This is a genomic window from Xanthomonas sp. 10-10 (assembly GCF_040182365.1).
Lineage (GTDB): Bacteria > Pseudomonadota > Gammaproteobacteria > Xanthomonadales > Xanthomonadaceae > Xanthomonas > Xanthomonas arboricola_F.
In genome coordinates this window covers 528,093-548,226 of the sequence record NZ_CP144460.1, presented here as the reverse complement: position 1 = coordinate 548,226, position 20,134 = coordinate 528,093, and the positions used below count along the sequence as shown (strand labels likewise).

The following is a 20,134-nucleotide window of genomic DNA, read 5'->3' as shown; positions in this document are numbered from 1 at the left end:
TAATTCAGGCGTTAGCCCTCTGTATGAGCATCACGGATAAGACCAGAAAAGTGCTTTGGGGCCGCTCTGGAAGTCTTTGTGCATTCTGCAAGACGCGCCTAGTGATAAACGCCTCGGACGTTGACTCTGAGTCAGTTGTCGGGGATGAGTGCCACATCATCTCAGGTGCCAAAAGCGGCCCACGCCACGACCCGACCATTGCCGCGGAGGCCATTGACAACCAAAGCAATCTCCTATTGCTTTGCCGTGTACATCACAAACTTGTTGATGATCAATACGAAACGTTTACTGCAGAGACCCTGCGGCAACTGAAAGACAATCATGAGAAATGGGTCAGAGAGCGGCTAGATCAGCGAGATCAGCCGGAACCAGTGCGAATCGTTCGGATCAAGCAAGAGATTCCAACGCACCTAGCTTTGGTCACATCTTCCAAAACACTAATAGATTTATCCTCAGACTGTCACGGCCGCTACGATGACTACCCAGAAGATCTATCAGAGGAAGCGCTAGATTGTGTAGGTGGTTTTTTGCAGAACCTGACAGACTGGGTCGATCTCGGACTTCATGAGCCCTACGAGCTGATCAACGCTCAGAAGTCACTTGCGGAGAGCATGTCCTACCTCAACGACGCCGGCCTCCGCGTGTACGCTGCTCGCGAGAGGCAACAAATACGTGGTGGTGTTGGAGGGAACTCCGCCTTCCACGCCCTGCACATTCGCATCGTCAGGCATGACGATCCAAGTCAAATACCACTTAGCTCAAAGCCAGAGGGCTAACAATTCGTTCAAGCCGAGCCCGCTTCGCGGCCTCGTGCAAGTTCTTGCAAGTTTCACTTGCCCAAGGCCGCAAAGCGGTCCGGCTTACTCAGGCGTTAAGGCATCAGCACTATGGCCACTGAGATCGGAGAGTTCCGCCAGATGATTGAAGCCGCTCGACGCTACTTCGCAGGGACTTGTTCGATCCAGGAGCTCAATGGTCGCGTCAGTGAGCTCGCCACAGCCACAAAATTCTGGGGTGGTCACCCCGCGCTTGCTCAGGTCGCTGGCGCCTGGTCCACTATGGTCGATCGCCGCTGGAACGAGTGGGGTCATTGTCCCAATCCCCTCTCAGAGCAGGAGTTCGTGGCATGGCTGGAGGAGCAACTCAGTTCTCTCGGGCAGATGCCTAACAATTCATTCAAGCCGGACCCGCTTCGCGGGTCGGCTTAACTCAGGTGTTAGCCCGCTTAGGAGCCGCTATGGGTAGTCGCAAGTCTCCTTCCGCAGCTTCCGTCGCCGATTACATCGCAGGCCTTGCTTCGCCGCTGCGGGAGGACGTCGAAACTTTGCGCTTCGCGATCCTGGCGTCAGTCGACGGCATCGGGGAAGAGATTAAGTGGAACGCCCCGAGCTTCTATACCGGCGAGCACTTCGCGACCATGCGCCTGAACGGCAAGGTTCCGCTTCAGCTCGTCCTGCACCTCGGCGTCAAGAAGACCTCTATCGCACGCAACTCGATTGCGGATCCCGAAAGTCTGTTGCAATGGCTGGGGCCGGACCGCGCTTGTATCAGTTTCCCGGGACCCGGCTCGGTTGCAACGCGGGTTGCCCAGGTGCAGCACATCGTCCGCCAGTGGGCGCAACATGTGCCGGCCTAGGTCGCGGGCTACCAATTGGTCCAAGCCGACACCGCTTCGCGGCGCGGCTTAACTCAGGCGTTAGGCCGCGCACGCATGAACCAACCACTTCTCCACCGTGTGCTAGAAGGCGACGAAGAGGCCATTGCTCTGTTCGGCGGCGCGGAGAACTGTGCCGTTATTGACTGGCGAGATGGGCCTGCCGATATTGTTGCTGCCATCGCTGCCTTCCTCCCGGATGGATACCTCACCATAGGGTCCGTAACCACTTCAAGTTGCGAGCTGCTTGTGCGAGACAAGTCGCCAGTTACTGCTCCACTTTCATCAAAAGCGATGCAAGAAAATCTTCTGTTCAGCATCAATCACGCGATACAATCCGAGAACGAGGCGCGGCAATTTCGTCCGCTTGATGGAGACAGCTACTCGATCTTCGTTGCGTCGAGGTCCGTCTGGTCCGACATCGAGCGGGATAACCCAGAGGCCACAGAGGAACTCTTTCTCAGTACGCGTCGCCTCGCAGCGTACTGGGGTAAGAGCTACTTCGCCCGCATGCTCAGCAAGCGGTGAGGGCGTGGCCTTACAATTCATTCAAGCTGACGCCGCTTCGCGGCGCGGCTTAATTAAGGCGTTTGGCAGTGTTGGAGAAAAATGCGTTGGTGGTTGCTGCTTCGGTGAGTTCGCAGTGGTGCATGCAGTAGGCTCCGGGCGGCGGTCATCACCGTTGTGGGTTTCAATAAGTTCAGTTCTTCACCTTGGCACGTCGTACCCGCGCTGTGCTCGTTACATTTGGCTTCGGTGGCATCACGCGCCGCCGCATCGCTGGGCAAGCTCCACCCCGCAAGCTGTGGCACACTTGGTTTAGGAGGCAGTGCTGGAGGGCATGGTTGGGCCATCCAACCTTCGCGGCCCTTCACTGCCTAACATTTCATTCAAGCCGAAGTTGCTTTGCAACTCGGCTTAATTCAGTCGTTAGGCTGTACGATGCATCATCGAGTACTTAAAGACTGTGCCATTCTGATCGGATACAGCCCCGAAGGGCAGTGTGTCTACTCGGCTCAAATGCCGTTGAGTGACTACTGGGACGGTGAGCATGTCTGGGATTCCGACGCTGGCGTTCAAGACTTGCGCTTGGAGCGAGTTCGTGGCTACTTGTTCGACGAGTCTGGAGACTGGATTCAGGAATTTGAGAGCATCTTTGATCTTGACACCGGCATCTACAGATCCGGCTGGCTAAAGCACTCTGACGGGACGTATCAAGAGGATGCGGCCTAACAATTCATTCAATCCGAAGCCGTTTCCCGGATCGGCTTAACTCAGGTGTTAGGTTGGAGAAAAACATGCGTTGCATCCTGCTAATCGTTCTTGCTCTTCTACCAGCTATTGCCCTGGCAGGATTTCCATTTGAAGCCACGCTAGAAGAGATGGCAACGAGTGCGGACCACGTGCTGGTCGGCCGCGTGACGGGAGTAGACATGATTAGCGGCTCCGGTAGGCAAGTCCGCAATCCGGAGGCGCGAACTGGCCCCGGACTCAATAATCAGGTCAGGCTGCGCATCGCTGTCGACGAGGTTATTGCCACAAATGCCTCGAAGGTCCCGCCGGTCCTCTACGTGCTACTGGCTTCCCACCTCCATTACAGCCTTGGCCAAATCCAGGCTGGCCACGCCCAAGAGTCCGAGCAACGGTTGATCCTTCTGAAGGGACCGGATTTTCAAGGCATCAAACCCGGGGTCTTTATGCGACCGCTCCAGGACAGGGAAGAGGTGCTTCGCCTCCGCGGTTCCCGGGCACCTCAGCTCCAACCTAACAATTCGTCCAAGCCGACGCCGCTTCGCGGCGCGGCTTAACTCAGGCGTTAGGGCCCACACCCAGCATTGCATGACACTACTAATTTTAGATCTCGACGAGACACTCGTCCATGCAACCGAGGCTTGCCTGGACCGCGACCCCGACTTTGAGGTTGGGCCGTACGCCGTTTACAGGCGCCCTGGACTGGACTCGTTCCTGTCTACGGTGAGCTCACATTTTGATCTGGCGGTATGGACATCTTCTACCCGTCTTTACGCCGACCCGGTTGTCGCAGCCATCTTCCCACCCAGCAACGACCTCAAGTTTGTATGGTCGCGAGAGCGCTGCACGATGCGCTTCTATCCAGAGCAGCACGACTATGAGTGGACAAAGAATCTTGGCAAGGTCAAGCGCAAGGGTTACCAGCTTGAACAGATATTGATGGTGGATGACACTCCCGCCAAACTAGCCAAACACTACGGGAACCTCGTCAGAGTAAGGCCCTTCTTCGGTGATCTGGCGGACCGGGAGCTGTTCCACCTAGGTGAGTACTTGCCTACGTTGGCGAAGGCACCTAATGTCCGAAAGATTGAAAAGCGCTCCTGGCGCAAGACCGCTAACGAGACCTAACGATCATTTAGGCCGAACCCGCTTCGCGGATTCGGCTTAACTCCGGTGTTAGGCCCCTAGGAGAGTTCATGTCGTATGACTTAGTTGTGTATCTGCAGCGGGAAAGAATGCCATCACCGGGGGCGCGGCACTCCTCGATTGTCGAGGCCGGATTTCCGGTCGCGCTAGATGCTGACTTTGACGTTGACGCGTTCTCGGGCTTCCTCCCTTGCCCAGTCAACGGCGAGATTTCGGGCTTCGAGTATTACGCGTCGGCACTCTCTCCGGCCGACATCCTGGAGCTTGAGTTGGCGCCTGGCACCGACTTCTCCATCCAGTTTTTGTATCGGTTCTCGCCCTCTAGAGCTCATCTCCGCTCTGGCGTCGTCGAGTGTGCTGGGTGAAGTTTCGGACAGCTCCCTTGCAGATCCTCAGGCCGGCGAGTCGATACCGACCCAGAGCGCTGTAAGCTGGGCCAAGGCTCAACTTGCACAGCTAGGGGCCTAACAATTCATTCAAGCCGAACCCGCTTCGCGGGTCGGCTTAATTCAGGCGTTAGGCGCGAGGGGAGCGTTCACTGATGGCCATGCAAGACAAGATCATTGCCGGGATCATGCTGGTTCACGGCTCGCTCGGAATTCTCTGGACTTTTTGGGTTGCTTCCCAGATTGGCTTTCCTGCGGCATTCCTTGCCGCAAATCTGGCGCTTGCTGCAATTGGCATTGCTGCTGGCATCGGCTGGCTCAAGCGACGCCGCTGGGCGGCCTACGTAGCCATTGCGTTCTTTCTTGTGCAACTTGTACACGTGCTCACTTCAACCTTCCAATGGTCGCTCACTCTCGGATTCAACCTCAACGTTTCGCTTGGTTGGCTTAGCAGCGGAGAGCTTGGCCTCAACCTGTTCGCTTTGGTCATGCTGCTGTGGTCGAGCGCACGGGCCTTCGCGCCTAACAATTCATTCAAGCCGAAGCCGCTTTTCGGGTCGGCTTAATTCAGGCGTTGGGGCGCATATCATGCAACTAGTGTTCGTCAAAGGGTTCGGAAAGCACGACAGGATGGATGTAATTCGGGATGGACTGCTTGCCGAACTGATGCAACGCTTGGCAGGGCCGTTTCTTGGGCCATTGGTCCAGGCCGCCTTGCCGCAAGCACTCTTACCCTGTCGGTCTGGCTCTACACTGCAACGTTCGTCGTAGCCTTGGCCGCAATGTACGGGCTTGTTGGCGGCGGCATCGGTGCGATCACGGGGCGGCGGCGCGCGGCCTAACAATTCATTCAGGCCGAACCCGCTTTGTGGGTCGGCTTGATTCAGGCGTTAAGCCAAGATTAGACATCCTCGTGAGACCTCTATCCATGCTCAACCGCGCCTGTCTGCTGTGCACACTGTTACTCGCTAGTGGGACGTCCTTGGCCAAGCCCAGCACTGAGCTTCCCGGGGAACTGCGCTTGGCGGAAGCCTATGTCCCAGAACATAAGATTCCAAATACGGAGCGTTACCTTGCTAGCATCTCCTGGCATGAGGAACCCGGCCATCCAGGGAAGAGTTGCTGGTCGGTCATGTGGCTACCAGACGAGCCAGCGTTTGATGCTCAATTGGTCGTGTGGGTTTGCAACAATGGCAGGATCAGCCACCAATCTGGTGGCTGGGGCTAAGAATTCATTCAATTCAATGCTGCTTCGTGCCGCGACTTTATTCGGGCGCTAGCACTCAGGAGACAGAATGTCGCGCTTTAAGAAAAGCAGCTGGATGGTTTTCGTAATACTCCTGTTGGTAATCATTAGCGGATACATTTCGGCCAAAGCCGCTCAGCCGCATATCGAGCAGCAAATGCGTGCCTATGTTTTCACGCATAGGATTTCCGGCTTCGATCTCCATGGGCCTATTCCAATCGACGAGGTAACAGTGTACTCGGAGGTCAGTTTTCCGTTTCTGGTAGTTGCATCTTATGCTGTTCCACGGGACTTGCACGTCAGCTACTTTCGGACGCGCTACTTGGCTCTTCCATGGGGCTTCTACAAACTATCAGAAGACAAGATCCATCTTGTTTAGTTGAACTAGCGACAATTCATTCAAGTCAAACGCGCCTCCCAGGTTCGCTCAGTTCAGGTGCTAGCTATCATGAAAGGCATCATCGCCATTGTTCTGGCGTTATCACCCGCCGTCGCTCAAGCTGCTTCATCTAGCAGCTCCTGCCGTGCATGGACGGTCAGACAGCGCGGTCGCGACAGCAAGCTATTGGCCTGATTGAGTACACCGAGCTACCGAAATTCAGGCAGCGCTTTCCTGAAACGTATCAGCTCGCTGGCCACGAATAGGCAGCTGAGATTTGTTGGTTGCCACTTCGCATGCAGGGCCTGGCCCACAACCGGTACTGTTCGTTGCTTCGGTGGCCATACAGTCAGCGTCCATCGGCATGCCAGATGAATTCGCTTGTGGCATGCTTGCTTTAACGATGGTCGCGCAGTCGATCAAAGGCCATGCATCAACGGCTTGCTGCACGGTCGCACGATTATTCGCTCAGGCAACGCCGCTTCGCGGCGTAGCTTGACTCAGGTATCAGCCAAACGTATGCCTCTTGAATTTGCGGCAGAGATCTTTGTTCGATTTTTGTTCGAGCTCATTTTTTACACTTTCGGCTACGCTACCGGGTGGCTCCTTATTCCTGCACTTTCCTTCGGTTACTACGAGGTTGAGCCGCTCTCACCTCCCAAGCGCGGTAAGAAGCGGCTACGCGCTCAGGGTGCCGGGCATCCGCGCCAACTGACTGCGGACACCGCCGCTGTGATCGGCATACTGTTTTGGGCAGTTGCTGTCGTTCTGGGGTTCGCGCTCTGATGGTTGGCGGAGCCCGGTTAGCTGTTCAGTCGAACGCGCTTCTGGGCTTGACGTAATTCCATTGTAGACATCAGATAAAATTCGAGAGAGACAAATGATTCTTTGGGGATGGGGCGAGCGAGTGCTGACCTTCGACCTGGTAGAGCATGAGCACTGCCAGAGGTGCGAGCAGAGTCAGAATTTTGGGTTACGTCTCAAGTACAAATACGGACACTTCTACCATCTCTTCGGATGGGTTATCTCCAAGCAGTACCAGCTCATTTGTCCGGTTTGCTCCCACGGCTGGATAGTTAATACTTCGGCCGCAGAAGCGCAGATTGGCTGCAATCCGGTGCCATTTCATCAAAGATCCGGATGGATTGTCATGCTTGTGCTGGCGGCAATTATTGGGACTGCAGCTGCGAGATACCAGCATGTGGTCTAACACTTCATTCAAGCCAAGCAGCTCCGCTGCTTGGCTTAATTCATGCTTCAGACGGCTATGACCGATTAACCTGGACGAAAACACGAAGCGTTGCGTCAGACTGTTAGTGAGGTGCTGCACTACATCCGGGATCCCATTGGGGTGGCAGGTGTTCCTCAAGCTCGCGATGAGTACGACGGCTACGTCGATTACGTCTGCCCCCTGCTGTGGCAGGGCGTCGATACCTGCTTAGTCGCCAAACACCTTGTGCAGATGGCTGACCAACAACCGGGACTTACTGATACAAGGAGCCGTGCTGACCTCGCGGCCGAAAACTGCTGGAGTGGCGATGTGGGTAAAGGCCTGACAACCCATTCAAGTGGAATCGAACTACGGCTTTGATGGCTGGCTACTGACTCAGTCGATGGCGCTCGCCGGCGAGGCTCAGCCATTCGTCCAAGCCAGGGTCGCTTCGCGGGCCGGCTCAGTTGGTAGGTTAGGTAACCTATGTTCATCAGTGGAGACTTGCAACATGACAAGTGATGAGAAGACCAAGGGTCCGGCGTCCTACTTCCCTTCAATCGAGAAGACCTACGGCAAGCCGGTGGCGCACTGGTTCAAGGTGCTGGACGCTGTGCACCACATGAAGCACATGGAACAGGTGGCGCATCTCAAGCAGGAGCACCAGATCGGTCATGGTCATGCCAACGCTCTGGTGGCATATCACCGGGCGCAGACGGCAACCTGAGCATTCATTCAAGCCAGACCCTTTCCGCTAGCCGCTCACCCCAAGCATGAGACGCAACGACATTGTTTGCACAATCGGAACCTCGCACACGTGTTTGAGATAACTGCATTGATTTCATCGATTCTGTCGACGCTTATCGGGATTACCTGGATCGCAAAACCGGATGTCTTGTTGAAGAAGTGGGCAGTGCGCCAAGCAAGTTCTGGCTACATCGTTGAGCATCGACTCGGCGCGTTATTGATCACGGTTGGCGTCATCCTCTTTCTAAGCAGTGGGTTAGGCCCATCCGCTGCAAGAACCGCGATCTCCTGCGGAGTCATCTTTGGCTGTGCAACCTTATTTGTGCAGAACCTTCAGTCCTTACGATCGGGATCCATCGGAAAAGGGATCCTTCCAGGGATGCTATTGCAGGCAATGGCCATCGCAGCTTTCTCCTTGTCGGAATTTGTATTCTGATCGCGCGATGATGTACGTTGGCGCGCACCTGCCTGGGCCAAGCGTTGGCGAAAGCGATCCCATGCTTGGTGCAGACATCAGCTTTGGAACAAGGAAGAGTATGGAGCGTTCGGGTATGGACTACGTTGGATTCTGGCCTCGTCTGGGCGCATCGCTCATCGATACCGTCATCGTGTGCTTGATCACCTTTCCGCTGCTCACACTCGTCTATGGACGGTCGTACTGGATGAGCGACAAGTTCATCCACGGGCCGGCAGATCTGGCGATCAGCTGGATTCTCCCGGCGGTCCTGTGCATCTGGTTATGGGTCGCAACAGGCCAGACCCCAGGGAAGATGGCGATTGGAGCGGTCATCGTTGATGCCAGTACCGGGCAAAGAATCACTGTGGGTAAGGCGGTGCTGCGCTACCTGGCGTACTTCCTCAGCATGATCGGCCTTTTCATCGGATATCTTTGGGTTGGCTTGGATCCGAAGAAGCAGGGCTGGCACGACCACATCGCCGGTACCGTTGTGATCAAAAAAGCAACGGCATCACCACACAGGTAGGCCTTGCACATTGGCATCTCACACCGCCGCCGCTCTCCGGCACAACGTCGGCTGAAGGGTTTGACACTGCAGGCGTTCCTGCTCTGCCATGCTCGCGCCCAGCGCTCCAATCTGTCGTTCCGGCATGACTGCCAAGGAAAGCATGTTCTCCATCTTCAAGAAGAAAGCCGCTCCGTTACTGATCGTTCGAGCAAATGGACAGGAGTTGTGTCGTGTTACCCAGAGCGACGTCCCGTGCGGGATCAAGCCTTCTGCTTGGTTGAAGGCCGATAGCGTCCTGGAGTTTGCCGACTCGGCGGGAGAGGTGCATCGGCATGAACTTGGTGCTGCGACCGGGTGGTTCCACTTCTCGGTTCGCGTACACCCCAACCTCGGGTGCCAGGCGGACTGCGTCGTTTCGCAGAGCGAGCAGCTGGATCCAGACGCGTTTGCCAATGGCCAGGCATCCGGAATCAGGTTTCAGCCGTTCTTTCTCCCGGGCGCCAGCGTCAGCAGTTCCGCACTTGCAGGCAAGGGGCTTTTTGCAAGGGGTCTGCACTTCAGCGGAGTGGTCACCGGTGGCAACGTGGTGCTTTCCTGCGAGTGCGACTACTGCAAGCGTTCGTTCCTGATCCGCTCCTATCACGCGGGTTTCAGCAACGCGGGATACTTCTACTCGGCGTCCGGCGGCTACACCATCACGGTCGATAGCCATCTGCCCGGCAGTCCTGTAGCGCTGTCCGAGCCTGATACCGAAGCGCTTGCTGCGCTGGAAGATGCACTGCCGTTGGCACCGGATGGGTCCCGCTACGCCTACCTCAATCCCTTTCGCTGCCCGCATTGTTCCAAGGCTTACATCGATTTTGAAGCGAACCCCGGGCTGCGGCCGAGCGAGTATTACGGGAACTACTTCGACGGTGCGATGCTGTTGCGATACGGTCCTGCGGATGTCTAAGCATCGTTCCTGATGACTCCATGATTACGTTGCCGCTGGTCTGGCCTTGGTCGCTGAGGAACGCTTCCCTAACGGTGCTGAACCCGCTTGAGCAGGCGTCCAGCGATGCCTCGCCCGCTGAAACATCGGCCTTTTTGCTGTGGTGGTGTCACGCCACCGCTGACACGACACGCAGGCCTGGTGTTGCAACGCAAGCCCAAGACATTAAAATCAAAACCGTGGTGCGCGCCAGTGAACGCCTGCGCAGTGACGCGCTATCGCCAGATGGATCGGTTCAACCATCAACGAAGGAATGCTCATGTTGAAGCCAGCAAATACCAAGCTCTATTCCAGGTTGGTCGGTACCAGCATTGCCCTCGGTGCTGGCGTGGGATCGGCTCTTGGCGCAGCGATGGGCAACCTGCCTCAAGGCATCGCCATCGGTCTCTCATTTGGCGTCGTGCTCGGCATTGTCTTGGCGCGACGGCGTGGTGCCATCTGACGCCTGCATGGCGTGATACGTGCCGTGCCGTGCGGCCGACTGTGGTTTGTCGCCGCGGCCGACGTTGACACCGCCTGATGCCGCGGTGAAGTACCTCACGGAGTACGCGTGCGCAGCGATCGATCCGGAGACTTCGGGAAAGCGGATGTCATGCGCTACCATCCGGTCGATGAACGCTAACGCTTTTCTTGCCCTACCCATGCTCGCTGTCCTCATGCTCGGTGCGTCTGCCTCTGCATCTGCCCAAGGGGTTTCGCCGGCTACAACGCGTGAGGTCGGCCAGCTTTTCAAGGTCCTTGCGCAATCCAACTGCGAATTCTCCCGCAATGGATCCTGGTACGCGGCGCCCAAAGCCAGCGAACACTTGCAACGCAAGTACGACTACCTGCAGAAGAAGGGGCTGGTGACCTCCACCGAGTCGTTCATCGAGCTTGCCGCCACCAAGAGCAGCATGTCGGGCAAGCCGTATCAGGTTCGTTGCGGCACCGCTGCGCCGGTATCGAGCCAGTCCTGGTTTACTGGCAAGCTCCGGGAGCTGCGCAAGTAATCGGCAAACGTCGGCACCATGTCTGCGCGGTCGCATCCGCCTTGCGTCACAGCCTGATGCAGCACCGACCATTGCACTGGACCGTTTCTGTCACCCAGCCAACCCAAAGCAGTGGCTGCACAATCGGCTGTGAATACCCGGCGTCAACTTCCACGATCCGGCAAGATCGCCCATGGAGCGGTCACGCGCCGACGATGCGCCAACCTTGATCAGGCCACACGCAGCCTCTGCACTGCGTCAGTGCCGGCATCGCGTTCATCGGCCACAAACGTACTCACCGCATCTTCCAGCTGCGCGGCGTGGTCGTTCATCGCGCGTGCGGCAGCGCTGGCGCCCTGCATCCGAGTGAGGCCGTCGCGCATGTCGGTGTCCACCTCGGTGAGGGTGTGATGCACCTGCGCGATGCTGCCGGCCTCCTGTTGCGAGGCGACGGCGATCTTGCTGAGCGTGCTGCTGACCTGTCCGATAGTGGCGACGATGTGCTGCATGCCGTCGCCAGCATGGCGCACTTGCTGCACGCCTGCCTGCATGTGCGTGACCGACTCGCCGATCAGCGTCTTGATCTGGCTGGCGGCGGTGGACGAGCGTAGCGCCAGCGCGCGCACTTCGCTGGCCACCACGGCAAAGCCACGGCCTTCGTCGCCGGCGCGTGCGGCTTCCACGGCGGCGTTCAAGGCCAGGATATTGGTCTGGAACGCAAGACCGTCGATCACCGAGATGATGTCCTGGATGCGGCGCGATGCGTGCTCCATCTGCTGCATGGTGCCCATCGCCTGCTGCATGGTGTCGCCGCCGCTGCGCGCGGCCTCCGATGCAGCGGCGGTGAGCTTGTCCGTATCCGCTGCCTGCGCGGTATGTTGCTGCATGGTGGCGAGCACCGTCTGCATCTGGGCCGCGGTGCGGCCCAGGGTTGCCGACTGGCGCTGTACCTGCTGCTCCAGTGCAGCGTTGCGGGTGAGGATGTGGCCGGCAGCCTGGTTGATGGCGGTACTAGAGCTGCGGATCTGCGCAATGATGCGCGCCAGCTCATCGGCGGTGGCGTTGGCATCGCGCTTCATCTGCTCGAACACGCCTTCGCACTGGCGGTCGATGCGTTGCGACAGATCGCCGCGCGACATCGCAGCCAGCATCTGCCGCATGTCCTGCAGGCTATCGTCGGTGATGGCAAGAAAGCGGTTGACGCCTTCGGCCAGCTGACCGAGCGTGCCGCCATTGGCATGCCCGTGCAGGCGCGCCCCCAATTCGCCGCGCGTTGCCTGTGCGATGACCGTCGCCAGCTGCTCTTCCAGCACCAGATCCTGAGTACGGTCCTGCCACTCCACCACCACGCCCAGCGAGCTGCCGTCGTGATCGTGCACAGGCGTGATGTTCTCCTGCAGCTGCAGTGCGGCCAGTGCGCGCGTCCTGCTGGTGCCGGTGGCATGCCCCAGCTGCACCGCCTCGGCCAGCGCGGTCTCCAGCACATCGGTGTCGACGTGCGTGCTCAGGTGCTGGAACGATTGGTTGCGATAGATGGCGGTGCCCTGCCCGTCGACGATGGCCACGGCCATCGCCGAGGCATCAAGTGCCAGACGGATGCGGCGGTTTTCCAGCAAGAGGCGTTGTTGCTGGGCGATGCGTTCTTCCACCTGCACGCTCATGCGCACCAGCGCTTGCGCCAGCGATCCGCTGCGGAAGGTCTGCTGCATGATGGCCGGCGGCAAGGTCGCACCGGTCGCCAACATGTCGGCCAGTTCCGCCAATGCGTCGGCCTCGTGATCCAACGCATCGACCTGGCGCCGCAGTTGAATGGCCATCACGCAGACGAAGGCGGTTTCCACGATCACGTAGCCGGCATGCAACAGCACGATGCCGAAGCCGCTGCCGGCAGTGAAGGCCTGTACCGGCATCCCGCGCGCTTGCAGCCAATAGAACGCAAGATGGTGTACGGCGATGGCGCCGGCAGCCACCACCACCGGTAACCAGTCGCGGTAATACAGCAACAACGCCAGGATCACGAACACGCCGAAGTGCATTTCCACCAGGCCATGCGCCTGCTGGATGGTGGCAGCAACCAGGGCCATCAGCACCAGCGCGTTGGTGATGCGCGTCAGGCGCGTGCCGGGGTTTGCATGCACTTGCCAGGCCATCAGCATCAGGCTGGGCAGCGTGACCGCCAGAAAGGTGGTCCATTGGCCCTGGCTCCAGGCCAATGCCAGCGAGCCTGCGCTCTGCAGCACCGCCAGCCACAGGAACAACCGGTCGGCCTTGATGGCCAGACGCGTGGCGTAGTTGGAGGTCGGCGGCGCCGATGCGGACAGTTCCATCATGACAACGACTCCACGGCACACGGACAAGGGGACGCCACCGCAGCACTTGCCGCGCGGCTCAATACATTGGGCAACCAGCGCGACCATGCCGCCGCGCCGGCAGTCCCGCAGACCGCACCACCGTCCGCGGGGCCGGCATAGCGCGGTTGACCATCGGCACCGAGCAGCCACACCGCGTAGCCGCTGCCATGCAGTGCCGGGCGGTCGAGCAGCCGCACCTGGCCGCCGCGGGCGCGCACCGCAGAGCTGAGCACCACCCAGGCGCGATCCGATGCGAGATCGGTACAGGCGCAGGCGCCCACCACGCCGATCAACATCGGCGACGGCTGCGCGACCGGCAGGCTGGCCTGGACCTGCGCCCAGGCGCTGCCCAGATCACCGGCCTGCGCGCGCGGGGTTGTCCAGGCCACGGCAATCCAACCGCACCACAGCGCGAGCAGGGCAGCGCCCAGGGTGCGTCGCGACGCGGAGGACAGGCTGCCGAAGATGGGCATGGAAGATGGGCTCGGCGAGATAAGGTGAGCCCTTATCGGACAAGGCGGTTTGCGCTTGAGCCAGCTTGCGATTGAAGTTTGCGATGGTTGCGATAGCCGGATGCGTGGCCATTGCGCTGCAAGGGTTTGCCGTCCGGCGCACCAATCTATAGGCGATCGGGCGTTTAGCTGACGCGGGATTTTGTGAGCACGCGTTCACACAATCGCGGCTACCCGCATCCGTTTGAAACGCTGCATGCGGGAAGCGCCGTCGTCCTGCGCGCCGGTCATCCCTGATGCGCCGTTGCTCCCGCAGATGCCACCAGGCGGCTGCCCTCGCCCTGCCGTACGCCACCGGAGCTGAGCTCTAGCAGCGCGGGGCGCATCCGGCCACCAGACAGTCTGCGGCAGCCGGCATTCACCGCGCCTGGCAAAGACCAGCGGCAGCCACGCCGCAAACGTCGCGACCGTCAGCGCAGCGGCAGCTGTCGCCTTTACGCCTGTGCCATGGCCTCTTCGGCATCCAGCGCGACATGCGGCTGCTGGGCACGATCGAAGCGTTCGCGGGCGGCGCGAATGCCGGCATGGTTTTCGCCGGCCCAGTTGAGCAGTTGCGAGACCGGGCCGAGCAGGGCGACGCCGAGCTTGGACAATGCGTATTCCACGCTGGGCGGCTTGGTGGCGTAGACCTTGCGGGTGATCATGCCGTTGCGCTCGAGGTTGCGCAGGGTCTGGGTCAGCATCCGCTTTGAGATGTCCGGCACGGCGCGCTGGATGGCACTGAAGCGGGATGGGCCGGGGATCAGCGTCAACAGGATCAGCAAGGTCCACTTATCGCCGATCTGATCGAGCACATCGCGCACCGGGCACTTGGTGGCATCGAAGGGGCCTTCCAGGGAGGGCGGCGGTGGGAACAAGGCAATCGCATTCACTGGGGTATCTCACAGTAACCAGGGGGAGTAAAACTGCCTCCTTGCGAAGGACCGGGCGGTCCTGACAATAGGCTCGCTGACCACAAGGTCTAGATACTAGACCAAACCTCTTCTCTAAACCTATTGGAGCACGACATGGCACATGCCTCCCCCCTGATTCTTGTCACCGGCGCCAGCGGGCAGCTGGGCGCGCTGGTCGTCGACGCACTGCTGAACCATGTGCCTGCCAGCCGCATCGTAGCAACGGCCCGTGATACTGCGTCACTTGCCGAGTTCGCAAAACGCGACATCACGGTGCGTCAGGCCGACTACGCCGCCCCGCACAGCCTGGACCTGGCGTTTGCGGGCGTCGGCCGGGTGTTGCTGGTGTCGTCCAACGCGGTGGGCGCGCGCGTGGAGCAGCATCGCAATGTGATCGACGCGGCCAAGCGTGCCGGCGTGGAGCTGCTGGCCTACACCAGCATCCTGCATGCCGATACGAGCACGCTGTCGCTGGCCGCAGAGCATGTGGTCACCGAGGCGCTGCTGCGCGAGAGCGGCGTACCGCATGTGCTGCTGCGCAACGGCTGGTATACCGAGAACTACACCGGCTCGATCGCGGCCGAAGTGGCGCACGGCGGGGCGATGGGCAGCTCCGGCGAGGGCAAGATCAGCGCTGCCACACGTGCCGACTACGCGGCGGCCGCGGCCGCGGTGCTGGCCTCGGATGCACCGCAGGCCGGGCAGGTCTATGAGCTGGCCGGCGATACCGCCTTCACGATGGCCGAGTACGCAGCAGAAGTCTCCCGGCAGGCAGGCAAGCCGGTTGCTTACCATGACCTGCCCGAAGCCGACTATGCCGCAGCGCTGGTGCAGGTGGGCGTGCCTGCCGGGTTTGCGCAGGTGCTGGCGCAGTGCTCGGCGTCCTCGCGCGGCGGCAGCCTGTTCGACGACAGCCACACGCTGAGCCGCTTGATCGGCCGCCCTACCACGCCATTGCGTGACGCCGTGGCGGCAGCACTGGCAGCACAGCCGGCCGGGTGAGCCAGGGCCGGCCGCTAGACGCAGCGATGCGTTGAACGGCCGGCAGCGAAGACATACAACGCCATGCCCGCGGGTGTGGCGTTTTTTTTTGGCCAGTGCCCGCGCGATGCGGATGACGCACTCGGTGGGACTGGGTGTGCCGGCCGGATATGGCGTCGCTTTACGGTTGCCGCCCGCTGGCGGCTGGGCGGCCGTGCCACACCGGCATCAAGGCAGACAGCCAGCCTGGGCTCCCGCCGTAGCGGGTCGCCGCCTCTTCTCGACATGGCGGGCGTCGCCAGACTGACATCTACCGGACACGCGGTTGACACAGTCGTCGGTCGGTTGCCGGCCCGGATGTCACCAAACTGACATCAAACCTAAATATAACTGCACCCCATCGCTGCTACGGCAGCAGTGCGGAGCGCCATGACGGTGCCCGGCGCCTGGCCGCACGCGCCCCCTGCGAGGGCGCCCCGAAGGGCCACGCCACCGCCGCCCAGTTTCCCTTGCCGAGCCGTGTCCATGAAAAAACGCAATCTCGCCACCGTCCTGTGCGCCCTCAGCGCGACCGCCAGCGGCAGCACGCTGGCTGCCGAGCTGGAGTTGTATGTCGACCGCAAGACCAAGCAGATCTTCGCCGAGCCGGCGCCCGGGCGCGACAAGCTGGGCACCTTTGTGCAGGTGGACGAAAACGGCAAGCTGCCGGCCTCGGCGATGCCTGCCGCGCCGGCACAGGCCCTGCCACCGGCACCTGGCGCAACCGTGCCTGCCGATACCGGCATCGCGCAGGCCATCCCTGCACCGGCGCCTGCCGCGGCACCGGCCAAGGCCGCCGATGCCGGCAAGAAGTGGTACGACAAGCTGAGCCTGCGTGGCTACACCCAGATCCGCTACAACCAGGGCATCGGCGGCGACGCGCAGGATCTACGCGCGCCCGGCGACCGCTTTATCGGCAACGACCAGAGCCTGGGCATCCGCCGCGCGCGCCTGGTGCTGAGCGGCGATCTCAACGAGCACGTGTCGCTGTATTTCCAGCCGGACTTTGCGAGCACACCTACCGGTTCCACCACCTCCAACTTCGCGCAGCTGCGCGATGCGTACGCCGATATCTTCTTCGACAAGAAGCGCGAGTACCGCGTGCGCGTGGGGCAGTCGAAGATGCCTTACGGCTGGGAGAACCTGCAGTCCAGCCAGAACCGCCTCACCCTGGATCGTGCCGACGCGCTCAACTCCGGCCTGCGCGACGAACGCGATATCGGTGCGGTGTTCTATTACAGCCCCACCGTGGCCAAGGCCCGCTTCCAGGACCTGGTCAAATCCGGCCTGAAGGGCTCGGGAGATTACGGCGTAGTGGGCGCGGGCGTGTACAACGGTCAGGGCGCCAACCGCGCCGAGCGTAACGACGGCATGCATGCGGTGGTGCATGCCACCTACCCGTTCAAGTTCGCCAATGGCCAGTACCTGGAAGTGGGCGCCGATGCGTACAGCGGGCGCTTCGTGCCGACCGCTGCGGCGGTGAACATTGGTGGCCGCAGTTTCACCCCGGCCATCACCGACCCCAATGGCTATACCGACCAGCGCGTGGCCGCGCACGTCATTTACTACCCGCAGCCGTTCGGCCTGCAGGCCGAGTGGACGGTGGGCCGCGGCCCGGAGCTGGATGTGGCGCAGCGCCGTATCCGTACCCGCTCGCTGAGCGGCGGTTATGTGCAGGCGATGTTCAAGCACGACTTCAATTACGGCACCCTGCTGCCGTACCTGAAATGGCAGACCTACCGCGGCGGCTCCAAGTTCGATACCAATGCGCCGCGCATGCGGCTGGACGAAGTGGAAGCCGGTGTCGAATGGCAGCCGATGGATGCGCTGGAGTTGGTGTTTGCGTATTCGAAGATGAAGCGCACCGATGTCACCACTGCGCCGTATCCGGTGGTGGAAGGCGATCTGCTGAGGTTGCAGTTGCAGGTCAACTACTGAGGCAGCTCACGCGGCCTGCGCCGCGCGCCCCAGGTCAGCGTTGGGCATGCTGCAACGCTGCCGTGCCGGTACTGCCAACGCCCCGCTCTCTGCGGGGCGTTGGCGTTGCGGCGCTGCGCATTGTGGTGTCGATGCGGTGGAGTCACGTTCTGCATGCAGATTGCGTAGATCGCCGCCGCTTGCCGCTGCAAGCAAGACAACGCTGCACGAGCGCACACGGTGACCGGCGTCTGCCCCGGGGCCGCAGCCGGCGATGCCTGGCAGCGTGTGTCGGCGTGCCGCCTCGGCACCACTCCGGCGCTTTCGCACCCGGCTCCGCCGCACCGCTCGTCAAAGCAACCGCGACCGCCTCTCATCCCTCACGACGTTCCCGCCTCGCCCTCGCCCTGCGCTTCTGTGTCCATTGTCTGGGCGCCGCCGCGCCCTGGTCAGAAGCGCGTCACCGGTGCGTGTGGCATGCTCGCATGCATCGCTGCTCGTGGCGGTCGGCAACGATCCTGTGCCAACGGTCTATCGCACAGCCATTTGATTCTTCAGTCAGGCCGATACGCTTCGCGGTGCGGCCTTGCTCGGGCCTCGGACTCCACGGCAGCATCATGGCGACCAACACGACACTCGCAACGCTCGACGACATCTTGTCCATTGCAAAACCGCAGCCGCGCCTGGTTTGCGCGGCATTGCGCAGCAAGATCGTTTCGTTGCACAGCGACGTTGTCGAGCTTGCATGGCCAAAACTCAAAATCATCAGCTTCGGCATTGGCCCCAGGAAGATGACCGAGCACTACGCCTACATCTCGGTCCACGACGCCCATGTCAACCTGGGTTTTTACCATGGCACCTCGCTTGCGGATCCGCACGGCATCATGCAAGGGACCGGCAAGACACTACGCCATGTCAAGGTTCGAGATGTCTCGACGATCAACAGTGCGCCTGTCATCGAGCTACTGCAGTTGGCGATCGCCGATCGCAAGCGGCATGCAAATCGCGCCTGACCAGCCGCATGGGCGGACGCGTGCGAATCGGTGCGGCACGGCCGCGCGCCAACACGCGCCAACGATCGCCTGGCCAGGGTGCGAGGTTCGCAGTTCATCCCGGCCAACCGCGGGGCTGAGCACGCATTCAAGCCGGCATCGCCTCGCGCGCAGGCTGACGTCCCACGGTCGGCACTACACAGGCATATGAGAGGTGAAATCATGAGCAAGGTATTCGTCAGTATCGGCCTTAGCCTTGATGGCTACATGGCGCCGGAGGGAATGACCATGGACGACCCCCAGCACAAGAACTGGGGAGCCAAATGGGGCGCGATGATGGGTTGGCTGATCACATCGCAGTACTTTCGCGAGAACATCCTCAAGCTTGCATCGGGCGGTACGACCGGCCCGGTCAATGACATGGTCCGCAGCACCTTCGCACGCATCGGCGCCAACATCATGGGCAAGCGAATGTTCGACCAGGGCGAGGTTGCCTGGCCAGAGGAGGCCCCGTTTCACACACCGGTCTACGTACTGACCCACGAGAAGCGCGCGCCCTGGGTGCGCCCCGGCGGAACGATCTTCCACTTCATCAACGACGGGCCGGAACGTGCGCTGGAACTGGCTCGCGAATCGGCAGGCAGCCGTGATGTTCGGATTGCCGGTGGCGCGGCTGTGATCCAGCAGTATCTGGCCCTGGGCGTTGTCGACGAGCTGGAGATTGCGTTGGCACCGGTCCTGTTCGGCAGCGGACGACGCCTGTTCGAAAACCTTGGCGAGCCCGGGACACAATTTCGTATCGACAAGGTCTTTGACGGGCCTGCGGCTACACACCTACGCTATGTGCGGCAGTGAGCTGAGGCATTCTCATCCATCAGACGGGACGCCAACACGCGTCTGTTTGCCACCAATTCGATCCGGAGAACGTTCATGGGGTGCTGGGGCATCGGTTCTTTTGACAACGACACTGCTGCAGATTGGGTCTGCGACCTCACCGAGGCCGGCGACTTGTCGCTCGTTCGCGAGGCAGTTGCAGCAGTCCTTGCAACCGACGGCGATGTGGATGCAACGGATGCAACCACTGCGTTGGCGGCCATCGAGGTGATCGCTGCAGCCTTGGGACGTCCTACCGCCGAGGCGCTGGATGAGCCGGATGTCGTGGAATGGATCGACAGAGTGAAGCCGCTCGCTGACGCCCGGTTGGCCAGCGACGCTGCGCAGGCGATTGATCGCATTCTTGGTCCAACCTCGGAGTTGCGCGAGCTGTGGGAGGACACCGATGACTTCGACGACTGGCAAGCGGACGTGCGTGGTTTGCGATCCCGGCTGCAGGCCTGACGATTCATGCGATCCGAGGCCGCCTAGCAGCGCGCCTTCATTGATCTGCGAAGCCGCATGCGACATCTTCCCGTGCGTGATATTCCAGCGAGGTTTCGTCGCGGCAAGTCGGTCGAGCAATTGCTTGGACGCAGCACCATGCATCCGCGCTACCTTCGCCCTGCCGGG

At 60.6% G+C, this 20,134-nt stretch carries 23 protein-coding genes; 19 read left to right on the top strand and 4 right to left on the bottom strand.

All coding sequences use genetic code 11. From position 1 onward, the window contains the following. Positions 1 to 23: 23 nt before the first annotated feature. From VZ068_RS02310 to VZ068_RS02280, 7 genes are all read left to right on the top strand, one after another. Positions 24 to 776 carry an HNH endonuclease signature motif containing protein gene (locus VZ068_RS02310; protein ID WP_349656783.1) on the top strand — a complete coding sequence of 251 codons (753 nt, stop codon included), beginning with the start codon at positions 24 to 26 and terminating at the stop codon, positions 774 to 776. Between the two features lie 461 nt (positions 777 to 1,237). After that, complete coding sequence (locus tag VZ068_RS02305; RefSeq protein ID WP_349656782.1) at positions 1,238 to 1,636, top strand: DUF1801 domain-containing protein; 399 nt, start codon at positions 1,238 to 1,240, stop codon at positions 1,634 to 1,636. Between the two features lie 75 nt (positions 1,637 to 1,711). After that, the gene (locus VZ068_RS02300; protein WP_349656781.1) at positions 1,712 to 2,182 is read left to right on the top strand and encodes a hypothetical protein; all 471 of its coding nucleotides are present in this window, start codon (positions 1,712 to 1,714) and stop codon (positions 2,180 to 2,182) included. A 770-nt stretch (positions 2,183 to 2,952) separates the two neighbouring features. Further along, positions 2,953 to 3,462: a hypothetical protein gene (locus tag VZ068_RS02295; RefSeq protein WP_349656780.1), complete on the top strand. Its 510-nt coding sequence runs from the start codon at positions 2,953 to 2,955 to the stop codon at positions 3,460 to 3,462. A 31-nt stretch (positions 3,463 to 3,493) separates the two neighbouring features. Further along, on the top strand, positions 3,494 to 4,033 hold the full coding sequence (locus VZ068_RS02290; protein WP_349656779.1) for an HAD family hydrolase: 540 nt from the start codon (positions 3,494 to 3,496) through the stop codon (positions 4,031 to 4,033). A 68-nt stretch (positions 4,034 to 4,101) separates the two neighbouring features. Then, positions 4,102 to 4,416 carry a hypothetical protein gene (locus tag VZ068_RS02285; RefSeq protein ID WP_349656778.1) on the top strand — a complete coding sequence of 105 codons (315 nt, stop codon included), beginning with the start codon at positions 4,102 to 4,104 and terminating at the stop codon, positions 4,414 to 4,416. 176 nt (positions 4,417 to 4,592) lie between these two features. Beyond that, complete coding sequence (locus tag VZ068_RS02280; RefSeq protein WP_349656777.1) at positions 4,593 to 5,003, top strand: hypothetical protein; 411 nt, start codon at positions 4,593 to 4,595, stop codon at positions 5,001 to 5,003. Positions 5,004 to 5,720: 717 nt separating this feature from the next. On the opposite strand, the gene VZ068_RS02275 is transcribed toward VZ068_RS02280, so the two are convergent. Continuing rightward, positions 5,721 to 5,888: a hypothetical protein gene (locus VZ068_RS02275; protein ID WP_349656776.1), complete on the bottom strand. Its 168-nt coding sequence runs from the start codon at positions 5,886 to 5,888 to the stop codon at positions 5,721 to 5,723. 693 nt (positions 5,889 to 6,581) lie between these two features. Between VZ068_RS02275 and VZ068_RS02270 the strand changes: the two genes are divergently transcribed. From VZ068_RS02270 to VZ068_RS02240, 7 genes are all read left to right on the top strand, one after another. After that, positions 6,582 to 6,848 carry a hypothetical protein gene (locus VZ068_RS02270; RefSeq protein ID WP_349656775.1) on the top strand — a complete coding sequence of 89 codons (267 nt, stop codon included), beginning with the start codon at positions 6,582 to 6,584 and terminating at the stop codon, positions 6,846 to 6,848. Between the two features lie 935 nt (positions 6,849 to 7,783). Further along, positions 7,784 to 7,999, top strand: a complete 216-nt coding sequence (locus tag VZ068_RS02265) for a DUF4287 domain-containing protein (RefSeq protein ID WP_259168434.1) — start codon at positions 7,784 to 7,786, stop codon at positions 7,997 to 7,999. A gap of 90 nt (positions 8,000 to 8,089) precedes the next feature. Then, a complete protein-coding gene (locus VZ068_RS02260; protein WP_349656774.1) occupies positions 8,090 to 8,455 on the top strand; it encodes a hypothetical protein in 366 nt (121 codons plus the stop codon). A 115-nt stretch (positions 8,456 to 8,570) separates the two neighbouring features. Next, positions 8,571 to 9,002 carry an RDD family protein gene (locus VZ068_RS02255; protein ID WP_349656773.1) on the top strand — a complete coding sequence of 144 codons (432 nt, stop codon included), beginning with the start codon at positions 8,571 to 8,573 and terminating at the stop codon, positions 9,000 to 9,002. 124 nt (positions 9,003 to 9,126) lie between these two features. Further along, on the top strand, positions 9,127 to 9,936 hold the full coding sequence (locus VZ068_RS02250) for a hypothetical protein (protein WP_349656772.1): 810 nt from the start codon (positions 9,127 to 9,129) through the stop codon (positions 9,934 to 9,936). Between the two features lie 298 nt (positions 9,937 to 10,234). After that, positions 10,235 to 10,417, top strand: coding sequence for a hypothetical protein (locus VZ068_RS02245; protein ID WP_259168442.1), 183 nt, complete (start codon positions 10,235 to 10,237; stop codon positions 10,415 to 10,417). 169 nt (positions 10,418 to 10,586) lie between these two features. After that, complete coding sequence (locus VZ068_RS02240; protein ID WP_259159336.1) at positions 10,587 to 10,964, top strand: DUF5329 domain-containing protein; 378 nt, start codon at positions 10,587 to 10,589, stop codon at positions 10,962 to 10,964. 209 nt (positions 10,965 to 11,173) lie between these two features. On the opposite strand, the gene VZ068_RS02235 is transcribed toward VZ068_RS02240, so the two are convergent. From VZ068_RS02235 to VZ068_RS02225, 3 genes are all read right to left on the bottom strand, one after another. After that, positions 11,174 to 13,273, bottom strand: coding sequence for a methyl-accepting chemotaxis protein (locus VZ068_RS02235; RefSeq protein ID WP_349656771.1), 2,100 nt, complete (start codon positions 13,271 to 13,273; stop codon positions 11,174 to 11,176). Next, the gene (locus VZ068_RS02230; protein ID WP_349656770.1) at positions 13,270 to 13,767 is read right to left on the bottom strand and encodes a hypothetical protein; all 498 of its coding nucleotides are present in this window, start codon (positions 13,765 to 13,767) and stop codon (positions 13,270 to 13,272) included. The genes VZ068_RS02235 and VZ068_RS02230 overlap by 4 nt, the downstream gene beginning before the upstream one ends. A 473-nt stretch (positions 13,768 to 14,240) precedes the next feature. Next, entirely contained in the window at positions 14,241 to 14,678 is a 438-nt protein-coding gene (locus VZ068_RS02225; RefSeq protein WP_259159341.1) for a helix-turn-helix domain-containing protein, read from the bottom strand. A gap of 135 nt (positions 14,679 to 14,813) precedes the next feature. Between VZ068_RS02225 and VZ068_RS02220 the strand changes: the two genes are divergently transcribed. The 5 genes from VZ068_RS02220 to VZ068_RS02200 all read left to right on the top strand — a co-directional run bounded on the left by VZ068_RS02220 (position 14,814) and on the right by VZ068_RS02200 (position 19,966). Next, positions 14,814 to 15,701 (top strand): SDR family oxidoreductase, encoded by an 888-nt coding sequence (locus VZ068_RS02220; protein ID WP_349656769.1) that lies wholly within the window; start codon positions 14,814 to 14,816, stop codon positions 15,699 to 15,701. A 504-nt stretch (positions 15,702 to 16,205) separates the two neighbouring features. Further along, on the top strand, positions 16,206 to 17,657 hold the full coding sequence (locus VZ068_RS02215) for an OprO/OprP family phosphate-selective porin (RefSeq protein ID WP_349656768.1): 1,452 nt from the start codon (positions 16,206 to 16,208) through the stop codon (positions 17,655 to 17,657). Positions 17,658 to 18,253: 596 nt separating this feature from the next. Beyond that, entirely contained in the window at positions 18,254 to 18,649 is a 396-nt protein-coding gene (locus VZ068_RS02210; protein ID WP_259168450.1) for a DUF1801 domain-containing protein, read from the top strand. A gap of 201 nt (positions 18,650 to 18,850) precedes the next feature. Further along, positions 18,851 to 19,483: a dihydrofolate reductase family protein gene (locus tag VZ068_RS02205; protein ID WP_349656767.1), complete on the top strand. Its 633-nt coding sequence runs from the start codon at positions 18,851 to 18,853 to the stop codon at positions 19,481 to 19,483. Positions 19,484 to 19,558: 75 nt separating this feature from the next. Beyond that, positions 19,559 to 19,966 carry a DUF4259 domain-containing protein gene (locus VZ068_RS02200; RefSeq protein WP_259159352.1) on the top strand — a complete coding sequence of 136 codons (408 nt, stop codon included), beginning with the start codon at positions 19,559 to 19,561 and terminating at the stop codon, positions 19,964 to 19,966. Positions 19,967 to 20,134: the final 168 nt, after the last annotated feature.

What these genes read in the sequence shown, in the direction of transcription:
- VZ068_RS02310 (WP_349656783.1), top strand. Translation starts at nt 24, where the DNA reads ATGAGCATCACGGATAAGACCAGAAAAGTGCTTTGGGGCCGCTCTGGA.
- VZ068_RS02305 (WP_349656782.1), top strand. Translation starts at nt 1,238, where the DNA reads ATGGGTAGTCGCAAGTCTCCTTCCGCAGCTTCCGTCGCCGATTACATC.
- VZ068_RS02300 (WP_349656781.1), top strand. Translation starts at nt 1,712, where the DNA reads ATGAACCAACCACTTCTCCACCGTGTGCTAGAAGGCGACGAAGAGGCC.
- VZ068_RS02295 (WP_349656780.1), top strand. Translation starts at nt 2,953, where the DNA reads ATGCGTTGCATCCTGCTAATCGTTCTTGCTCTTCTACCAGCTATTGCC.
- VZ068_RS02290 (WP_349656779.1), top strand. Translation starts at nt 3,494, where the DNA reads ATGACACTACTAATTTTAGATCTCGACGAGACACTCGTCCATGCAACC.
- VZ068_RS02285 (WP_349656778.1), top strand. Translation starts at nt 4,102, where the DNA reads ATGTCGTATGACTTAGTTGTGTATCTGCAGCGGGAAAGAATGCCATCA.
- VZ068_RS02280 (WP_349656777.1), top strand. Translation starts at nt 4,593, where the DNA reads ATGGCCATGCAAGACAAGATCATTGCCGGGATCATGCTGGTTCACGGC.
- VZ068_RS02275 (WP_349656776.1), bottom strand. Translation starts at nt 5,888, where the DNA reads ATGGAGATCGAAGCCGGAAATCCTATGCGTGAAAACATAGGCACGCAT.
- VZ068_RS02270 (WP_349656775.1), top strand. Translation starts at nt 6,582, where the DNA reads ATGCCTCTTGAATTTGCGGCAGAGATCTTTGTTCGATTTTTGTTCGAG.
- VZ068_RS02265 (WP_259168434.1), top strand. Translation starts at nt 7,784, where the DNA reads ATGACAAGTGATGAGAAGACCAAGGGTCCGGCGTCCTACTTCCCTTCA.
- VZ068_RS02255 (WP_349656773.1), top strand. Translation starts at nt 8,571, where the DNA reads ATGGACTACGTTGGATTCTGGCCTCGTCTGGGCGCATCGCTCATCGAT.
- VZ068_RS02250 (WP_349656772.1), top strand. Translation starts at nt 9,127, where the DNA reads ATGACTGCCAAGGAAAGCATGTTCTCCATCTTCAAGAAGAAAGCCGCT.
- VZ068_RS02245 (WP_259168442.1), top strand. Translation starts at nt 10,235, where the DNA reads ATGTTGAAGCCAGCAAATACCAAGCTCTATTCCAGGTTGGTCGGTACC.
- VZ068_RS02240 (WP_259159336.1), top strand. Translation starts at nt 10,587, where the DNA reads ATGAACGCTAACGCTTTTCTTGCCCTACCCATGCTCGCTGTCCTCATG.
- VZ068_RS02235 (WP_349656771.1), bottom strand. Translation starts at nt 13,273, where the DNA reads ATGATGGAACTGTCCGCATCGGCGCCGCCGACCTCCAACTACGCCACG.
- VZ068_RS02230 (WP_349656770.1), bottom strand. Translation starts at nt 13,767, where the DNA reads ATGCCCATCTTCGGCAGCCTGTCCTCCGCGTCGCGACGCACCCTGGGC.
- VZ068_RS02220 (WP_349656769.1), top strand. Translation starts at nt 14,814, where the DNA reads ATGGCACATGCCTCCCCCCTGATTCTTGTCACCGGCGCCAGCGGGCAG.
- VZ068_RS02215 (WP_349656768.1), top strand. Translation starts at nt 16,206, where the DNA reads ATGAAAAAACGCAATCTCGCCACCGTCCTGTGCGCCCTCAGCGCGACC.
- VZ068_RS02210 (WP_259168450.1), top strand. Translation starts at nt 18,254, where the DNA reads ATGGCGACCAACACGACACTCGCAACGCTCGACGACATCTTGTCCATT.
- VZ068_RS02205 (WP_349656767.1), top strand. Translation starts at nt 18,851, where the DNA reads ATGAGCAAGGTATTCGTCAGTATCGGCCTTAGCCTTGATGGCTACATG.
- VZ068_RS02200 (WP_259159352.1), top strand. Translation starts at nt 19,559, where the DNA reads ATGGGGTGCTGGGGCATCGGTTCTTTTGACAACGACACTGCTGCAGAT.